This is a genomic window from Streptomyces sp. NPDC052023 (assembly GCF_044548465.1).
Lineage (GTDB): Bacteria > Actinomycetota > Actinomycetes > Streptomycetales > Streptomycetaceae > Streptomyces.
In genome coordinates, this window is sequence record NZ_JBIUBW010000013.1 from 159,252 (window position 1) to 174,023 (window position 14,772).

The following is a 14,772-nucleotide window of genomic DNA, read 5'->3' on the forward strand; positions in this document are numbered from 1 at the left end:
GATACCCCCCAGCCCCCAGTCCCCTGCCCCGGTCCCCGTCGCAGTCCCAGACCCCCGATGGACGCCCACTATGGATGCCCAAAGGTCCCCACGGACAGACCCGGAACCAACACGGAACAAACCAAGTCCAGCCCCCCGGACGCCCGCCCCCCGGCATAGACGCCCGTCATGCCCCGGAAGCTACACGCTTGTTCGACGTCACGCTGCCTCTCCTGCTGAGAAGTGCCCCTGATCGCCGAAAATCCGCTCGTTCGAGGGTGCTGAGCGGTAAGCACGCGGCCCCGCCCCTGAACAGGGACGGGGCCGCACGCCGCCGACGGCGACACGGACGTCAGCCACTCACCCCGAACGCGATGGCGAGGTACTCGTCCCCACTCGCGGCCGACCCACTGACGTACACCTCGGACATGTACAACTGCCCCTGGGCGTAGAGCACTTCGCCGTACGCCGGCTCCTTGCCCGACTCCACGTCCCGCACCGAGTCGGTCCCCGGGTTCTCCATCAGCTTGACCTGCTCGAAGCTGCCGCCGTCGATGCTGACGATCTGCCCGCCCTTGTCGTAGGGCCCGCTCTTGTACGCGATCACGTTCCCGCCGTCCATCCGCAGCGGCGTCATCGTGTACCCGTCCCCGGCGTCCGCCCGCTGCCCGGTCTGCTTCCCGGTCGCCAGGTCGAACACGACGACCGAGTTCATCCGGCCGAGGTCACCGGAGCTGTCCTGCTCCTCCGTGGGCACGTACAGCCGGTCGTTGCCGACCGCGAGCCCCGTGCAGTCCTCGACCCGCGAGATCCCGTCGCAGTCGGCGGCGTAGGAGTCACCCGGCGCCGAGATCCGCGCCCGCAGCTTGCCCGTCTTGTTGTCCACGGAGAAGAAGTCCGAGATGCCGCTGCCGTCCCCGGCCGAGTCACCCACGTCGGCCGCGACCACCAGCGGCTCGGTCGACACGACACTGGCGTACTCGATGCCCTTGGCCATCTTGTACTCCGAGATCACCTTCCCGGACTTCGGGTCGATGGTCTGGATGTGCAGCTCACGCGCCTCGTACTGCCCGCACTTGCGCACCGCGACCAGCTTGGCGCCGCCGCCGTACCCGGCGTCGTAGCAGGTGTCCCCGGGCTTCGGCGCCCACAGCGACTTGCCGGTGGCGATGTCGAACGCGGCGCCGCCGCTCGTGCTGCCCACGGCGACCGTGCTCGCGCTCACGGTGACGTTGTCGAAGTTGATCGGCTGGTCACCGGAGTTGGCGGTCTTCGTCCACAGCTTCTTGCCCGCGTTCAGATCGATCGCGGCGACCTGACTGCACCCCTCGGAGGAGTTCTTCGCGGGCATCCGGGGCTGGAAGACGACCGCTGTCCTCCCGTCCGCCGTGGCGTGCTCGGTGGCCTCGCAGACCGGCCCGGGCAGCGGGATCGTCCACAGCTCGGTGCCCTTGTCCCGGTCGTAGCCGACGATCTCGGCGACGCCCGCCTTGGCGTACACCTTGTCGGTGAGCCAGGAGCCGGAGACGACGACGGAGTCGTCCTTGTCGACCTTGGGCGCCGGAATCTGGAACAGCACCTTGGAGTTCGGGTCGGCGGGCACCTTCTCGGAGCCCTTGGAGGAGCCCTCGCCGCCCTTGCCGTCACCCTTGCCGCCGCTGGAGCTTGCGGTGTCGTCCTTGCCGCCGCCGGCGGACGACTTCGAGTACCAGACGCCGCCACCGATGATCAGCGCGATCGCCACGACGGCGGCCACGATGATGGCCACCTGCGCCTGGAACGCCCGCTTGTCACCGCCCGGCCGACCCGGCTGCGGGTGCATCGGCACGGTCGGCTGCGCGTAGCCCGGGGCGGGCTGTCCGTAGGGATGGGGGCCCGGCGCCCCGGGGTAGCCGTACCCGGGCTGCTGCGGCGGCGTCGGCGGGCTCTGCGGATATCCGTACCCGGGCTGCGGCTGCGGCGGCTGCGGATATCCATAGCCCGCCGGCGGCTGCTGCGGCGGAGTGGGCGGCGCGGCGGGCGGCTGGTCCTGGGACCCCGGCTGGTGCTGTGGCTGGGGCTGGGGCTGCGAGGAGCCGGGCCCACCCCCCTGCGGGGGCTGGTTGGGCGGCGGAGGCGGCGGCTGGGTCATGACGTGGGTACCTCGGGGAGACGGGGACGGAACGAGTCGGGGGGCGCGTCACTTGCCGTAGGCGAGCATCAGCTTCTCCTTGGCGTCGTCCGAGCCGGACAGCCGGGTGGTGGAGATGTAGAAGCGGCCGTCCACCCAGGCGACGTCCCGCGAGAAGAAGCTGTTCTCGACCTCCGCGGCGCCCGCGGGGTTCTGCAGCAGCTTCGCCGGGGTGTGGCTGCTGCCGGTCGTCGGCACGGACACGATCTGGCCGCCCCCGTCGTACGACGGCTCGACGTACGCGGTGAGCTTGCCGCCCTCGACCTGGAGCGGCAGCATCGCCTCCTCCGCCGGGGACTTCACGCGCCACTTCTCCTTGCCGGTGGCGAGGTTGATCGCGACGATCTCGTTGGCGCCGCCGGAGGCCTCGGTGGGCAGATAGAGGGTGTTCGCGTCGGCGGCGACGCCCTCACAGCCGGTCAGGTCGCGCTGGAGGACGGACCAGCCGCACGCCGGGGCGAAGCTCTCGTCGATCTTCACCTGGGAGCGGAAGCCGCCCTTGGCGTCCAGCGTGGAGATGTTCCAGGCGTCCTTGTCGTCGTTGGTGCTGTAGACCACCAGCGGGTCGAGGGAATAGGTGCGCATGATCCGCCAGCCCTTGTCGAAGGCCTGGGTCCACTTGACCTTGCCCGTCCTCGGGTCCAGCTCCTGGATCTCGTCGTGCTCGTTGTCGGTGGCCGCGCCGCAGGACGCCACGGAGATCAGCCGGCTGCCGCCCGCGAAGGCGGTCGGGAAGCAGGAGTCGCCGTACTTCTTCTTGTCGAACAGCTTCTTGCCGGTGGTGACGTCGTAGGCCGTGCCCGACTGCGAGCGGCCCACCATCAACGTGTTGCCGGCCAGGCTCAGTTCGATGCTGAGCGCACTGTCGAAGAGCGCGCCGTCCGCGACCTCGCCGCTCCAGCCCTTCTCGCCGGTGTCGAGGTCGATCAGCTGCATCTGGTTGCACTTGGCGCGGTCGCTCGCGCCGTTCATGTACGCCACGACGATCTTGTCGTCGGCCGTCTTCTGCGAGGTGACCGAGCAGATCTTCTGCGGGAAGGTGATCGGGTCCCAAGTGGGCTTGCCGTCGCCGACGTTGTAGGCGACGAGTTCCTTGTACGCCGCCTTCACCGCCGTCTTGCCGGTGATCCACATGCCGGGGGCGTCGGCGCCGGAACCGGGGGCGTCGGGCGCCTCCTTGTACCAGAGCACCTTCGCCTCGCCGGGCTTGCGGCCCTCGTTGAGGTCGTCGGGGTCGGCGCCGCCGTCGCCGCTGCCGTCACCGGGGTTGACCGGGGCGTCGGACGCGGAGGGCTTGGGATCGTCGCTCTGCTCGGCGACCGGCTTCTTGTCGTCGCCGTCGCCGCTGGTCACGACGTAGACCGTGCCGCCGATCAGCAGCAGCGCCGCCACCGCGGCCCCGACGGCCAGCGCGGGCTTGCCCCGGAAGGGGTTGCGCGAGCCGGCGCCGGGAGGCGTGCCGGGGGCGCCGGGGTACTGGGGCTGCGGATAGCCGTAGCCGGGTTGCGGGCCGTACGGCCCCGGCTGCTGTGGCTGCCCGTAGGGGCCCGGGGTTCCGTACGGGCCGGGCTGCTGCGGATAGCCGTACCCCGGCTGGGGCGGAGCGTGTGGGGGCTGGGGCGGCTGCGGCGGCCCCTGCGGGGGCTGTGCCGGCGGCGGGGGCGTGCCCTGCGCCGGGGGCTGTGGCGCGCCGAAACCGCCGGACTGCCGCGGGTCCTGCGGTGCGCCGAAGCCGCCACCGGGCGGCTGGTCCTGTGGCGCGCCGAAGCCGCCACCCGGCGGCTGGTTGGGTGGCTGGGTCATCAGCGGTTCCCCCTTGTGACTGATGTGGCTCCGCGCCCCTGGCGCTGCGTTTCCGCCACACCCACGATTCTCAGACGGTTCTCAGACCGCCCATTTCTATCACCCGGAACCCAAGACGAACCGGGCCGGATACACCCCTGTTCCCAAGGGAGCACCGGCCCGTGATGCCGTTGTTACGCGCCTTCACGCCCCCTTCACGTGACGCGCGCGCCGGGACTCAGGCGTCCTCGGCCAGTTCCAGCCAGCGCATCTCCAGCTCTTCGCGCTCCCCCGCCAACCCACGCAGCTCGGCGTCCAGTTCGGCCACCTTCGCGAAGTCCGTGGCGTTCTCGGCGATCTGCGAGTGCAGCTTGGTCTCGCGTTCGGAGATCTTGTCCAACTGCCGCTCGATCTTCTGGAGTTCCTTCTTGGCGGCGCGCTGGTCGGCGGCGCTCTTCTCGGCCGCCGGCTTCACCGGCGCCGCCGCCGGGGAGGCGGCCGCGACGGCCTCCTCCATCTTCCGGCGCCGCTCCAGGTATTCGTCGATCCCGCGCGGCAGCATCCGCAGCGTGCCGTCGCCGAGCAGGGCGAACACCCGGTCCGTGGTGCGCTCGATGAAGAAGCGGTCGTGGGAGATCACGATCATCGAGCCGGGCCAGCCGTCGAGGACGTCCTCGAGCTGGGTCAGCGTCTCGATGTCGAGGTCGTTGGTCGGCTCGTCGAGGAAGAGGACGTTCGGCTCGTCCATCAGCAGCCTCAGCAACTGCAGCCGGCGCCGCTCACCGCCGGACAGGTCCCCGACCGGCGTCCACTGCTTCTCCTTGCTGAAACCGAACGTCTCGCACAGCTGGCCCGCGGTGAGTTCGCGCCCCTTGCCGAGGTCGACGCGCTCACGCACCTGCTGCACGGCCTCCAGGACCCGCAAGCTGGGGTCGAGTTCGGCGACCTCCTGGGAGAGGTAGGCGAGCTTGACGGTCTTGCCGACGGCGATCCGCCCGCCCGTGGGCTGCGTCTCCCCCTGCGTGCGCGCCGCCTCGGCCATGGCCCGCAGCAGCGAGGTCTTGCCGGCGCCGTTGACGCCCACCAGGCCGATGCGGTCGCCGGGTCCGAGCTGCCAGGTGACGTGCTTGAGGAGCACCTTGGGTCCGGCCTGGACGGTGATGTCCTCCAGGTCGAAGACGGTCTTGCCGAGCCGCGAGGACGCGAACTTCATCAGCTCGGAGCGGTCCCGGGGCGGTGGCACGTCCTTGATCAGCTCGTTGGCGGCCTCCACGCGGAAGCGCGGCTTGGAGGTGCGGGCGGGGGCGCCGCGGCGCAGCCAGGCCAGTTCCTTGCGGACCAGGTTCTGCCGCTTGACCTCCTCGGTCGCGGCGATCCGCTCGCGTTCGGCGCGGGCGAAGACGTAGTCGGAGTAGCCGCCCTCGTACTCGTGGACAACGCCGCGCTGCACGTCCCACATGCGGGTGCAGACCTGGTCGAGGAACCAGCGGTCGTGGGTGACGCAGACCAGCGCGGACCGGCGCTCGCGCAGGTGCTGGGCGAGCCAGGCGATGCCCTCGACGTCGAGGTGGTTGGTGGGCTCGTCCAGGACGATCAGGTCCTGGTCGTCGATCAGCAGCTTGGCGAGCGCGATGCGGCGCCGCTCACCACCGGAGAGCGGGCCGATGACGGTGTCGAGGCCCTGCGGGAAGCCGGGCAGGTCCAGCCCGCCGAACAGGCCGGTGAGCACGTCGCGGACCTTGGCGTCGCCCGCCCACTCGTGGTCGGCCATGTCGCCGATGACCTCGTGGCGGACGGTGGCCTCGGGGTCGAGGGAGTCGTGCTGGGTGAGGACGCCCATGCGCAGGCCGCCGGAGTGGGTGACGCGGCCGGTGTCGGCCTCCTCCAGGCGGGCCAGCATCCGGATGAGCGTGGTCTTGCCGTCGCCGTTGCGGCCGACGACGCCGATGCGGTCCCCTTCGGAGACGCCGAGGGAGATGCCGTCGAGGAGCGCGCGGGTGCCGTACACCTTGCTGACGTTCTCGACATTGACCAGGTTGACGGCCATTTCGCTCCTGCTCGCGGGGATCGGTCAGCCTCCCAGCCTAACGGTCGCGGGGAGGTGCCCGGTCCCCGCGCCGTCAGCGGGCGGCGGCCGCGCGGATCTCGGCGAGGAGGTCGTACATGACCTGTCCCGGGCAGTCGGTCTGCAGCCAGTCGCGGTGGCCGCTGAGCACGGGTACGTCCTTGGTCACGCCGTTGACCGGGTTGACGAAGGTGGTCCGCGCCCGTGGGTCCAGGCCCTTGAGGCGGGCGATCACCTTCACGAGCCGGGTGAGGGAGTTCCTGGCGGCAGGCGTGGGCCCCTGGTCGGTGAGGGTGCCGAGGAGGGCGATGCCGAGGTTGCCGGAGTTGAAGCCGGCGGTGTGGAAGGCGGTGACGAGGTTGCCGTCCGGGTCGAGGGCGGGGATGCCGTCGCCGCCGGAGTAGCGGCCCTCGTAGACGACGCCTTCCTCGTCGACGAGGAAGTGGTAGCCGATGTCGCCCCAGTCGTTGGTGATCGCGTGGAAGTCGTAGATCGTCCGCACGGTGGCCGCCGGGGCGGGGTCGTCGTTGGGGGTCGCCGTGTGGTGGACGGTGATCGTCTGGAGCGGATAGTACTGCTCGGGCGAGATGACCACGCCGTCCTTGAAGCGCTTGGACTCGTCGGCGCCCCAGGCCGGGCGGGAGACATAGCGCACGCCCCGCATCCGGGTGGGCTCCGACGGCACCAGGAAGGTGCGCTCCGGACCGTCGGTGGGGTCGATGGCCAGGGAGCGCAGGCGCCGCGCCCCGGCGGGCGCCTGCACCTCGTACGCGGTGGCCGCGCCGGCCGGGACGAGTGCCGTGCCGCCGTCCTCGACGGTGGCGCACCCGCCGGTCACGGGCTCCCAGGAGCCGTCCCCGAAGCGGATCGCGGCGCCGTCCTGGGCGCCGGTCCAGCGGACGGCGACGTAGGAGGCGGCGAAGGGGAGGGAGTCGGTGCCTTCGGCGGCGGCGGTGCGGGTGGCCGGGAAGGCCTTCGGCGTGGTCCCCGGCCCGGCGTCCGTGGTGGAGGTGCCGGACTCGGTGGCCGCGAAGACCGCCGGGGTCACCGCGGCCGCGGCGGCCACGGCTCCGGCGGCGCCGATCACGCCGCGGCGGGAAAGGGGGTTCTTCTTGCGGTGGGAGGAGGCTTGAAACATCAACCAAACGTATGGGCGCCACCTGCCCCACCAGCACCACGGCTTCCCGAACTCCTCGTGGAGATCGGGCGAAGAAGATCAACTCACGTTGACCGTCCCGCCGGTGGAGCTCCGGATCAACCGCCCAGGACGGTGGCGCCCGGCGCAGGACCGGACGCGGTGCGCACCGTCCGGCACGTGCCCGACGCGCTCAGCGCCGCCGCCACCTTCGCCGCGGACTGCGGGTCGCGGGCGAGGAAGGCCGTGGTCGGGCCGGAGCCCGAGACCAGCGCGGCCAGGGCGCCGGCGGCCCGGCCCGCCGCGAGGGTGCCGGCGAGGGCGGGGAAGAGGGAGAGGGCGGCGGGCTGGAGGTCGTTGGAGACGGCGGCGGCGAGCGCGTCGGGGTCGCCCTTGGCGAGGGCGCCGAGCAGGTCCTGGGAGGCGACGGGCTCCGGCACGTCCGTGCCCTCGACGAGCCGGTCGAACTCCCGGAACACGGCCGGGGTGGACAGCCCGCGGTCCGCCATCGCGAACACCCAGTGGAAGGTGCCGCCGACGTCGAGCGAGGTCAGCTTCTCGCCCCGCCCGGTGCCGAGCGCCGCCCCGCCGACCAGGCTGAACGGCACGTCACTGCCCAACTCCGCGCAGATGTCGAGGAGTTCCTCGCGGGAGGCGCCGGTGCCCCACAGGGCGTCGCAGGCGAGCAGCGCGCCCGCACCGTCCGCGCTGCCGCCCGCCATGCCGCCGGCGACGGGGATGTCCTTGGCGATGTGGATGTGGACGCCGGCCGAGCGGCCGTAGCGGGCGGCGAGCGCCTCCGCCGCCCGGGCCGCCAGGTTCGTCCGGTCCAGGGGGACCTGGGCGGCGTCGGGTCCTTCGCAGGTGACGCGCAGTTCGTCGGCCGCGGTGACCCTGACCTCGTCGTAGAGCCCGACCGCGAGGAAGACGTTGGCCAGGTCGTGGTAGCCGTCGGGGCGGGCTGCGCCGACCGCGAGCTGGACGTTGACCTTGGCGGGGACACGTACCGTGACGCTCACTTGTTCTCCTTCTGGGGTGCGGGGGTCGTGGCCCGCGCCGGCGCGGCCTCCGCGATCCGGGCGAACTCCTCGACCGTCAGGGACTCGCCGCGCGCCTGCGGCGAGACGCCCGCCGCGACGAGCGCCGCCTCGGCGGCGGCCGCGGAACCGGCCCACCCGGACAGCGCTGCCCGCAGGGTCTTGCGGCGCTGCGCGAACGCCGCGTCGACGACGGCGAAGACCTCGCGCTGCGAGGCGGTGGTCTTGACCGGCTCGGCGCGCCGGGTGAGCGAGACGAGCCCGCTGTCCACGTTCGGGGCGGGCCAGAAGACGTTGCGTCCGATCGCGCCGGCCCGTTTGACCTCGGCGAACCAGTTGGCCTTCACCGACGGCACGCCGTACACCTTCGAACCGGGCGGCGCGGCCAGCCGGTCGGCGACCTCGGACTGCACCATCACGAGGGTGCGCTCGATGCTGGGGAAGGTGTCGAGCATGTGCAGCAGCACCGGGACGGCCACGTTGTACGGCAGATTCGCCACCAGGGCGGTCGGCGCGGGGCCGGGCAGTTCGGTGACGCGCATCGCGTCGGAGTGCACCAGCGCGAACCGCTCGGCGCGCTCCGGCATGCGGGCCGCGACGGTGGCGGGCAGCGCGCCGGCCAGGACGTCGTCGATCTCGACGGCGGTGACCCGGTCGGCCACCTCCAGCAGCGCCAGGGTGAGCGAGCCGAGCCCCGGCCCGACCTCCACGACCACGTCGTCGGGCCGTACCTGGGCGGTTCGGACGATACGGCGGACCGTGTTGGCGTCGATGACGAAGTTCTGGCCGCGCTGCTTGGTGGGCCGTACGCCGAGGACTTCCGCCAGCTCACGGATGTCGGCGGGACCCAGGAGGGCGTCGGGGGTGGGGCTGCTCACGGCGACAGCCTATCCGTGGCCGCCGCCGGGGCTATCCGTGCAGCCGCGCTCCGCAGTGCGGCCAGGGGCCGGCGCCCCGCCGGGTGTACAGCTTCTTCGCCCGGTACGTCTGCTCCGCCGCCGGGGCGTCCTGGGGGCGGCCGGTGCCGCCGAGGCTGTGCCAGGTCCCGGTGTCGAACTGGTAGAGGCCCCCGTACGTCCCCGACGGGTCCACGGCGCCGGGGTCGCCGCCGGACTCGCAGACGGCGAGGCCCTGCCAGTCGAGGTGGTCGGCGCCCTGGACCGAGGTGGGCATCGGTTTGGTGCCGACCTTCACGATCCGCGTGGCCGGCTCGCGCACCAGCTCGGTACTGATCCGGCGCGGCTGCTGGCGCACCCCGTTGACGGTCCGCAGCGCGTAGGTGACCCGGCGCAGGCCCGGCTGCCCGGCCTGTTCGACCACCTCCGTGCCCTTGAACACCGTGGGGTCCTCGACCCGCCGCACCTCGAAGGGGATCTCCTCCTCACGGGTCTCCTTGCCGCCGGTGATCCGCAGCACGGTGACCGTCTGCCCGTCGCGCGGGAAGCTGTCCGGCGGCACGGAGGTGGTGTCCTGGCCGCGCAAGGTGACCCCGGCCGCCCGGACGGCCTCGTCGACGGTGGCCGCGTTGGTGCGGACGGTGCGGGCCCGTCCGTCCGCCATGACCGTCACCGACCGCTCGGTGCGCACGTCGAGGGCGAGACCGGCCCGCCCGATCGACTGCGAGCGCGCCACGGACAGGTACGCGCCCTGTGCCCGCACCCCGAGCTGTCTGAGCGCCCCCTCCACCGTCCGTGCCGTCGTCCACACCTCCTGCCGGTGCCCGTCGAGGGTGAGTCGCACGGGGCGGCCGTACCGCACGGCGATCTCGTCGCCGTGGCCCAGTTCCGTGCCGGGCGTGGGCGTGATCACGTCGTGCGCGCCGATCTCGACGCCCTCCTCGGCGAGCAGCTCACCGACGTCGTCGGCGAAGGTGTGCAGCCGGCGGGGCTCGCCGTCGACGGTCAGCTCGACGGCCTTGTCCTCGGCGACGAAGGCGGTGGTGCCACCGGCGAGGAACGCGACGACCAGCGCACGCGGCAGCAGCCGGCGTACGGAGGTGTCGGGGCGCTCCGGGGACCGCCCCTTGCGCCGGCGCGCGGCGCGCCCACCGGCCCGGGGGCGGGCGACGGCCGGCGTCTCCGGCGAGCCCTGCCGGGGCACCAGCGGCTCGGCCGTCTCGTAGGCGGGCCGGTAGGTGTCGCCGGACGTGGCGCCGGACGGGTCGTACGCGGCGTAGGCGGCGTAGGTGGTGCCGTGGGGCAGCGTCGGGGCGCTGTGCACGTCCCACCCGTCGTCGTAGGCCGGCGACGGCTCGTACGCGTCGAGGGAGTCGAAGGTCCCGTACGACTGATTGATCCCGTATGTCTCGTACTGCGAGTTGCTCACGCCGACACGCTCCAGGGGCCGGAGGGGTCCAGAGGGGTCCGGATCGGGCCCCCAGAACCTAGCGGAGCGATCGTCACTCTCCAAAGCGACGCGACTACACAGCGTGCTGTGTCATGTGCGGTAACCGAAGGCGCGCGCCGTGTTCGCGCCGAGTGCGGTGGCCATGGCGTCCTCGTCGATGCCGCGGACGGCGGCCATGGCGCGCACCGTGACCGGAACGAGATACGGGGCGTTGGGCCGTCCGCGGTAGGGCGCCGGCGTCAAGAAAGGCGCGTCCGTCTCCACCAGGACCAGCTCCAGCGGGGCCACCGCCAGCGCGTCGCGCAGGTTCTGGGCGTTCTTGAAGGTGACGTTGCCGGCGAAGGACATGAAGTAGCCGGCGCGCGCGCACACCTCGGCCATCTCGGCGTCCCCGGAGTAGCAGTGGAACACCGTGCGCTCGGGCGCGCCCTCCTCCTTCAGGACGCGCAGCACGTCCGCGTGGGCGTCGCGGTCGTGAATGACCAGTGCCTTGCCGTGCCGCTTGGCGATCTCGATGTGCGCGCGGAAGGACCGCTCCTGCGCCGCCTTGCCCTCGGGCCCGGTACGGAAGTGGTCGAGGCCCGTCTCGCCGACGGCCTTCACCTGCGGCAGCGCGGCGAGCCGCTCGATCTCGGCGAGCGCCTCGTCCAGCGCCGCGTCCCCGCCGGGCTCGCGCGCCCCCTGCCGGGACCAGCCGTCGGGATCGCCGTGCACGATGCGCGGGGCCTCGTTGGGGTGCAGCGCGACGGCCGCGTGCACGTTCTCGTACGCCGCCGCCGTCTCGGCCGCCCACCGGGAGCCGTTCACGTCGCAGCCGACCTGCACGACCGTCGTGACACCGACCGACGCGGCCTTCGCGAGGCCCTCCTCCACGGTGCCGGACTGCATGTCCAGGTGGGTGTGCGAGTCGGCGACCGGCACGCCGAGGGGCGGCGGCAGGGGCGGTGCGGCGTTCTTGTCGGAGGTGGGCATGCCCCGATCGTACGAGAGGGACCCGCCCGGGAGCGGCTCAGCCGGCCTTGCGCTGGAAGACGTGCAGCAGGCCGGACAGGTGCCAGTGATGCTGCTCGCCGGTCGCCCCGGCCTCCCCGGCCTGCCGTGGCACCGCGACCGGCCCGGCCGCCGCGGCGGGCCGCTGCCGCCGTCCCGCGTCACGCGCCGACGACACCTGGCCGGCCCGCATGATCCGCACCACATGGCCGTCGCAGCGATGGCAGGCGGGCCTGCTCAGCGGCGACGGCACGATCCGCCCGTCGGTCACGTACAGGACGAACTCGTGACCCCCGCCGTCGACGTGGTGCTCTATCTCGTACGACTGCTCCCACCCGTGCCCGCATCGCATGCAGGCGAAGGAGTACGACTCGTCGACCACGGCGGTCGCCCCGTTGCGAAGGCCGGTGTGCCCTGTGATCTCGCTCATGCCGGCTCCTGTTGTCCGCTGGAGGAACGGGTTGCGTTCCGTCACCCAGTGGACTGCTGGAAGGGGCCGAAAGCACGGGATCTGTGCAGTATTGGGCGGGACTTGGCGGTGTCTTGCCTCAGGGCCCGTCCCCTTTAGCGCCGTTTGGGAGAGCCCAGTGGAGACCCGTGGCCTCTCATGGCGCGCGCTTGGCGGCCACCACCGCGTCGAACACGACCCGCTTGGGCACTCCCGCCTCCACGGCCACCGCCGCGATGGCCTCCTTGCGCCGCTCGCCGGCGTCCTCCCGCACCCGCACCCGCCGCACCAGCTCCTCGGGGCCGACGTCCTCGGGACCCTTCTCGGGGGCGCCCTCGACCACCACGGTGATCTCCCCGCGCACCCCCTCGGCCGCCCACTCGGCCAACTCGCCGAGCGTCCCGCGCCGTACCTCCTCGTAGGTCTTCGTCAGCTCCCGGCAGACGGCCGCCCGCCGCTGTGCGCCGAACGCCTCGGCCATCGCCCTCAGCGTGTCGTCCAGGCGGTGCGGCGCCTCGAAGTAGACCAGCGTGCGCCGCTCCCCGGCGGCCTCCCGCAGCCGCGACAGCCGCTCCCCCGCCTTGCGCGGCAGGAACCCCTCGAAGCAGAACCGGTCCACCGGCAGCCCGGACAGCGCCAGCGCGGTCAGTACGGCGGACGGCCCCGGCACGGCGGTGACCCGGACGTCCCGCTCCACCGCCGCCGCCACCAGCCGGTACCCCGGGTCCGACACCGACGGCATGCCGGCGTCCGTGACGAGCAGCACCCGCGCGCCGCCCACCAGCTCCTCTACCAGCTCCGGCGTACGCGCCGCCTCGTTGCCCTCGAAGTACGACACCACCCGCCCCTGGGGCGTCACGCCGAGCGCCTGGGTCAGCCGGCGCAGCCGCCGGGTGTCCTCGGCGGCGACCACGTCCGCCCGCTCCAGTTCCGCGGAGAGCCTCGGCGGCGCGTCCGCGACGTCACCGATGGGGGTGCCTGCCAAAACAAGGGTTCCTGTCACGTTTCCATCCTCGCAGGGGCGGTCCACGGGACTCCCACAGACGGGTTCCCTACGATGGCGCGGTGACCAGTACCGCGTCCTCCACGGACACCCGGCAGGACCAGGCCTCCCACGAGCAGCGGCCCTCGTGGCAGCAGCGGCTGCGCCGTTTCGGCTACACACCGGCCGGCTCCCGCGGCGACGTCCGGGACCGCCTCGTACCGCCGTACACCGAGCCGAGCCCACGGCTGTGGGCGGCGCTCGGCATCCGGTATCCGCTGGCCACGCGCATCGCCCGCTGGTCCGGCTGGGGCGGGCCGCTGCTGGTGACGCTGTTCGCGGGGGTGCTGCGGTTCTGGAACCTGGGCAGCCCGAAGGCGGTGATATTCGACGAGACGTACTACGCCAAGGACGCCTGGGCGCTCGTCCACCGCGGGTTCGAGGTCAACTGGGACAAGAACGTCAACGACCTCATCCTGTCCCGGGGCGGCGACGTGCCGATCCCGACGGACGCGGCGTACGTCGTGCACCCGCCGGTCGGCAAGTACGTGATCGGGCTCGGCGAGCTGATGTTCGGGTTCGACCCGTTCGGCTGGCGGTTCATGACCGCCCTGCTGGGCACGCTGTCCGTCCTCCTGCTGTGCCGGATCGGCCGCCGCCTGTTCCGCTCCACCTTCCTCGGCTGCCTCGCGGGCGCGCTGATGGCGGTGGACGGGCTGCACTTCGTGATGAGCCGCACCGCGCTGCTGGACGGCGTGCTGATGTTCTTCGTGCTGGCGGCGTTCGGCTGCCTGCTGGTCGACCGGGACCGGGCGCGGGCGAGACTGGCCGCCGCCCTGCCCACGGACGCCGACGGCCGGGTCCGGCCGGACGCGCGGACGGCGCAGGAGACCCGCATCGGGTGGCGCCCGTGGCGGATCGCGGCGGGTCTGATGCTGGGCCTGGCCATCGGCACCAAGTGGAACGGCCTGTACATCCTGGCCGCGTTCTGTGTGATGGCGGTGCTCTGGGACGTCGGGGCCCGCAAGGTGGCGGGAGCACGGCATCCGTACACGGCGGTGATCCGGCGCGATCTCGGCTGGGCGTTCCTGTCGACGGTCCCGGTCGCGATCGTCACCTACGTCGTGTCCTGGACCGGCTGGATCCTCTCCCCGACCGACGGATCGGGCGGCTACTACCGCAACTGGGCGGCCACGGACGGCAAGGACAGCTCCTGGTCGTGGCTGTTCCCCGACTGGTGGCGCAGCCTGTGGCACTACGAGAGCCAGGTGTACGAGTTCCACGTCGGCCTGTCCTCGCCGCACACCTACCAGTCCAACCCGTGGAGCTGGATCGTCACCGGCCGCCCGGTGTCCTATTTCTACGAGTCCCCGGCCCCCGGCGCGGACGGCTGCCCGGTGGACGCGGGTGACAAGTGCGCGCGCGAGGTGCTGGCGCTGGGCACGCCGATGCTGTGGTGGGTGGCCTGCTTCGCGCTGCTGTACGTGCTCTGGCGCTGGTTCTTCCGCCGCGACTGGCGCGCGGGCGCCATCGCCTGCGGGATCGTCGCGGGCTATCTCCCCTGGTTCCTGTACCAGGAGCGGACGATCTTCTTCTTCTACGCCGTGGTCTTCGTGCCGTTCCTCTGCCTGGCGGTCGCGATGCTGCTCGGCGCCCTGGTCGGCCCACCCGGCTCCACCGACACCCGCCGCGTGGCGGGAGCGACGGGAGCGGGCGTCCTGGTGCTGCTGATCGCCTGGAACTTCGTCTATTTCTGGCCCATCTACACCGGCCAGACGATCCCGATGGACGACTGGCGGTCGCGGATGTGGCTGGACACCTGGGTGTAGCCGAGCGGG

General features: G+C 72.3%; 11 protein-coding genes. 1 reads left to right on the forward strand and 10 read right to left on the reverse strand.

Translation table 11 applies throughout. The features are described 5' to 3' along the window. Window positions 1-331: 331 nt before the first annotated feature. The 10 genes from ACIHCM_RS25065 to rsmI form a co-directional block, all read right to left on the reverse strand. The gene (locus ACIHCM_RS25065; protein ID WP_399899771.1) at window positions 332-2,110 is read right to left on the reverse strand and encodes a PQQ-binding-like beta-propeller repeat protein; all 1,779 of its coding nucleotides are present in this window, start codon (window positions 2,108-2,110) and stop codon (window positions 332-334) included. Window positions 2,111-2,158: 48 nt separating this feature from the next. Then, on the reverse strand, window positions 2,159-3,952 hold the full coding sequence (locus tag ACIHCM_RS25070; protein WP_399899774.1) for a PQQ-binding-like beta-propeller repeat protein: 1,794 nt from the start codon (window positions 3,950-3,952) through the stop codon (window positions 2,159-2,161). Between the two features lie 217 nt (window positions 3,953-4,169). Continuing rightward, window positions 4,170-5,978, reverse strand: a complete 1,809-nt coding sequence (locus tag ACIHCM_RS25075; RefSeq protein WP_399899777.1) for an ABC-F family ATP-binding cassette domain-containing protein — start codon at window positions 5,976-5,978, stop codon at window positions 4,170-4,172. Window positions 5,979-6,051: 73 nt separating this feature from the next. Further along, window positions 6,052-7,134, reverse strand: coding sequence for a peptidoglycan recognition family protein (locus tag ACIHCM_RS25080; RefSeq protein ID WP_399899780.1), 1,083 nt, complete (start codon window positions 7,132-7,134; stop codon window positions 6,052-6,054). 116 nt (window positions 7,135-7,250) lie between these two features. Continuing rightward, a complete protein-coding gene (locus ACIHCM_RS25085; RefSeq protein ID WP_399899783.1) occupies window positions 7,251-8,150 on the reverse strand; it encodes a 4-(cytidine 5'-diphospho)-2-C-methyl-D-erythritol kinase in 900 nt (299 codons plus the stop codon). Next, complete coding sequence (gene rsmA / locus ACIHCM_RS25090) at window positions 8,147-9,046, reverse strand: 16S rRNA (adenine(1518)-N(6)/adenine(1519)-N(6))-dimethyltransferase RsmA (protein WP_399899788.1); 900 nt, start codon at window positions 9,044-9,046, stop codon at window positions 8,147-8,149. The genes ACIHCM_RS25085 and rsmA overlap by 4 nt, the downstream gene beginning before the upstream one ends. A gap of 31 nt (window positions 9,047-9,077) precedes the next feature. Further along, window positions 9,078-10,493: a ubiquitin-like domain-containing protein gene (locus ACIHCM_RS25095; protein WP_399899791.1), complete on the reverse strand. Its 1,416-nt coding sequence runs from the start codon at window positions 10,491-10,493 to the stop codon at window positions 9,078-9,080. A 111-nt stretch (window positions 10,494-10,604) separates the two neighbouring features. Continuing rightward, window positions 10,605-11,486: a TatD family hydrolase gene (locus ACIHCM_RS25100; RefSeq protein ID WP_399899794.1), complete on the reverse strand. Its 882-nt coding sequence runs from the start codon at window positions 11,484-11,486 to the stop codon at window positions 10,605-10,607. A 37-nt stretch (window positions 11,487-11,523) separates the two neighbouring features. Then, complete coding sequence (locus tag ACIHCM_RS25105) at window positions 11,524-11,934, reverse strand: hypothetical protein (RefSeq protein ID WP_399899796.1); 411 nt, start codon at window positions 11,932-11,934, stop codon at window positions 11,524-11,526. 175 nt (window positions 11,935-12,109) lie between these two features. Continuing rightward, window positions 12,110-12,955, reverse strand: coding sequence for a 16S rRNA (cytidine(1402)-2'-O)-methyltransferase (gene rsmI, locus ACIHCM_RS25110; RefSeq protein ID WP_399899799.1), 846 nt, complete (start codon window positions 12,953-12,955; stop codon window positions 12,110-12,112). Between the two features lie 62 nt (window positions 12,956-13,017). On the opposite strand from rsmI, the gene ACIHCM_RS25115 reads away from it, so the two are divergent. Further along, complete coding sequence (locus tag ACIHCM_RS25115; protein WP_399899802.1) at window positions 13,018-14,763, forward strand: dolichyl-phosphate-mannose--protein mannosyltransferase; 1,746 nt, start codon at window positions 13,018-13,020, stop codon at window positions 14,761-14,763. Window positions 14,764-14,772: the final 9 nt, after the last annotated feature.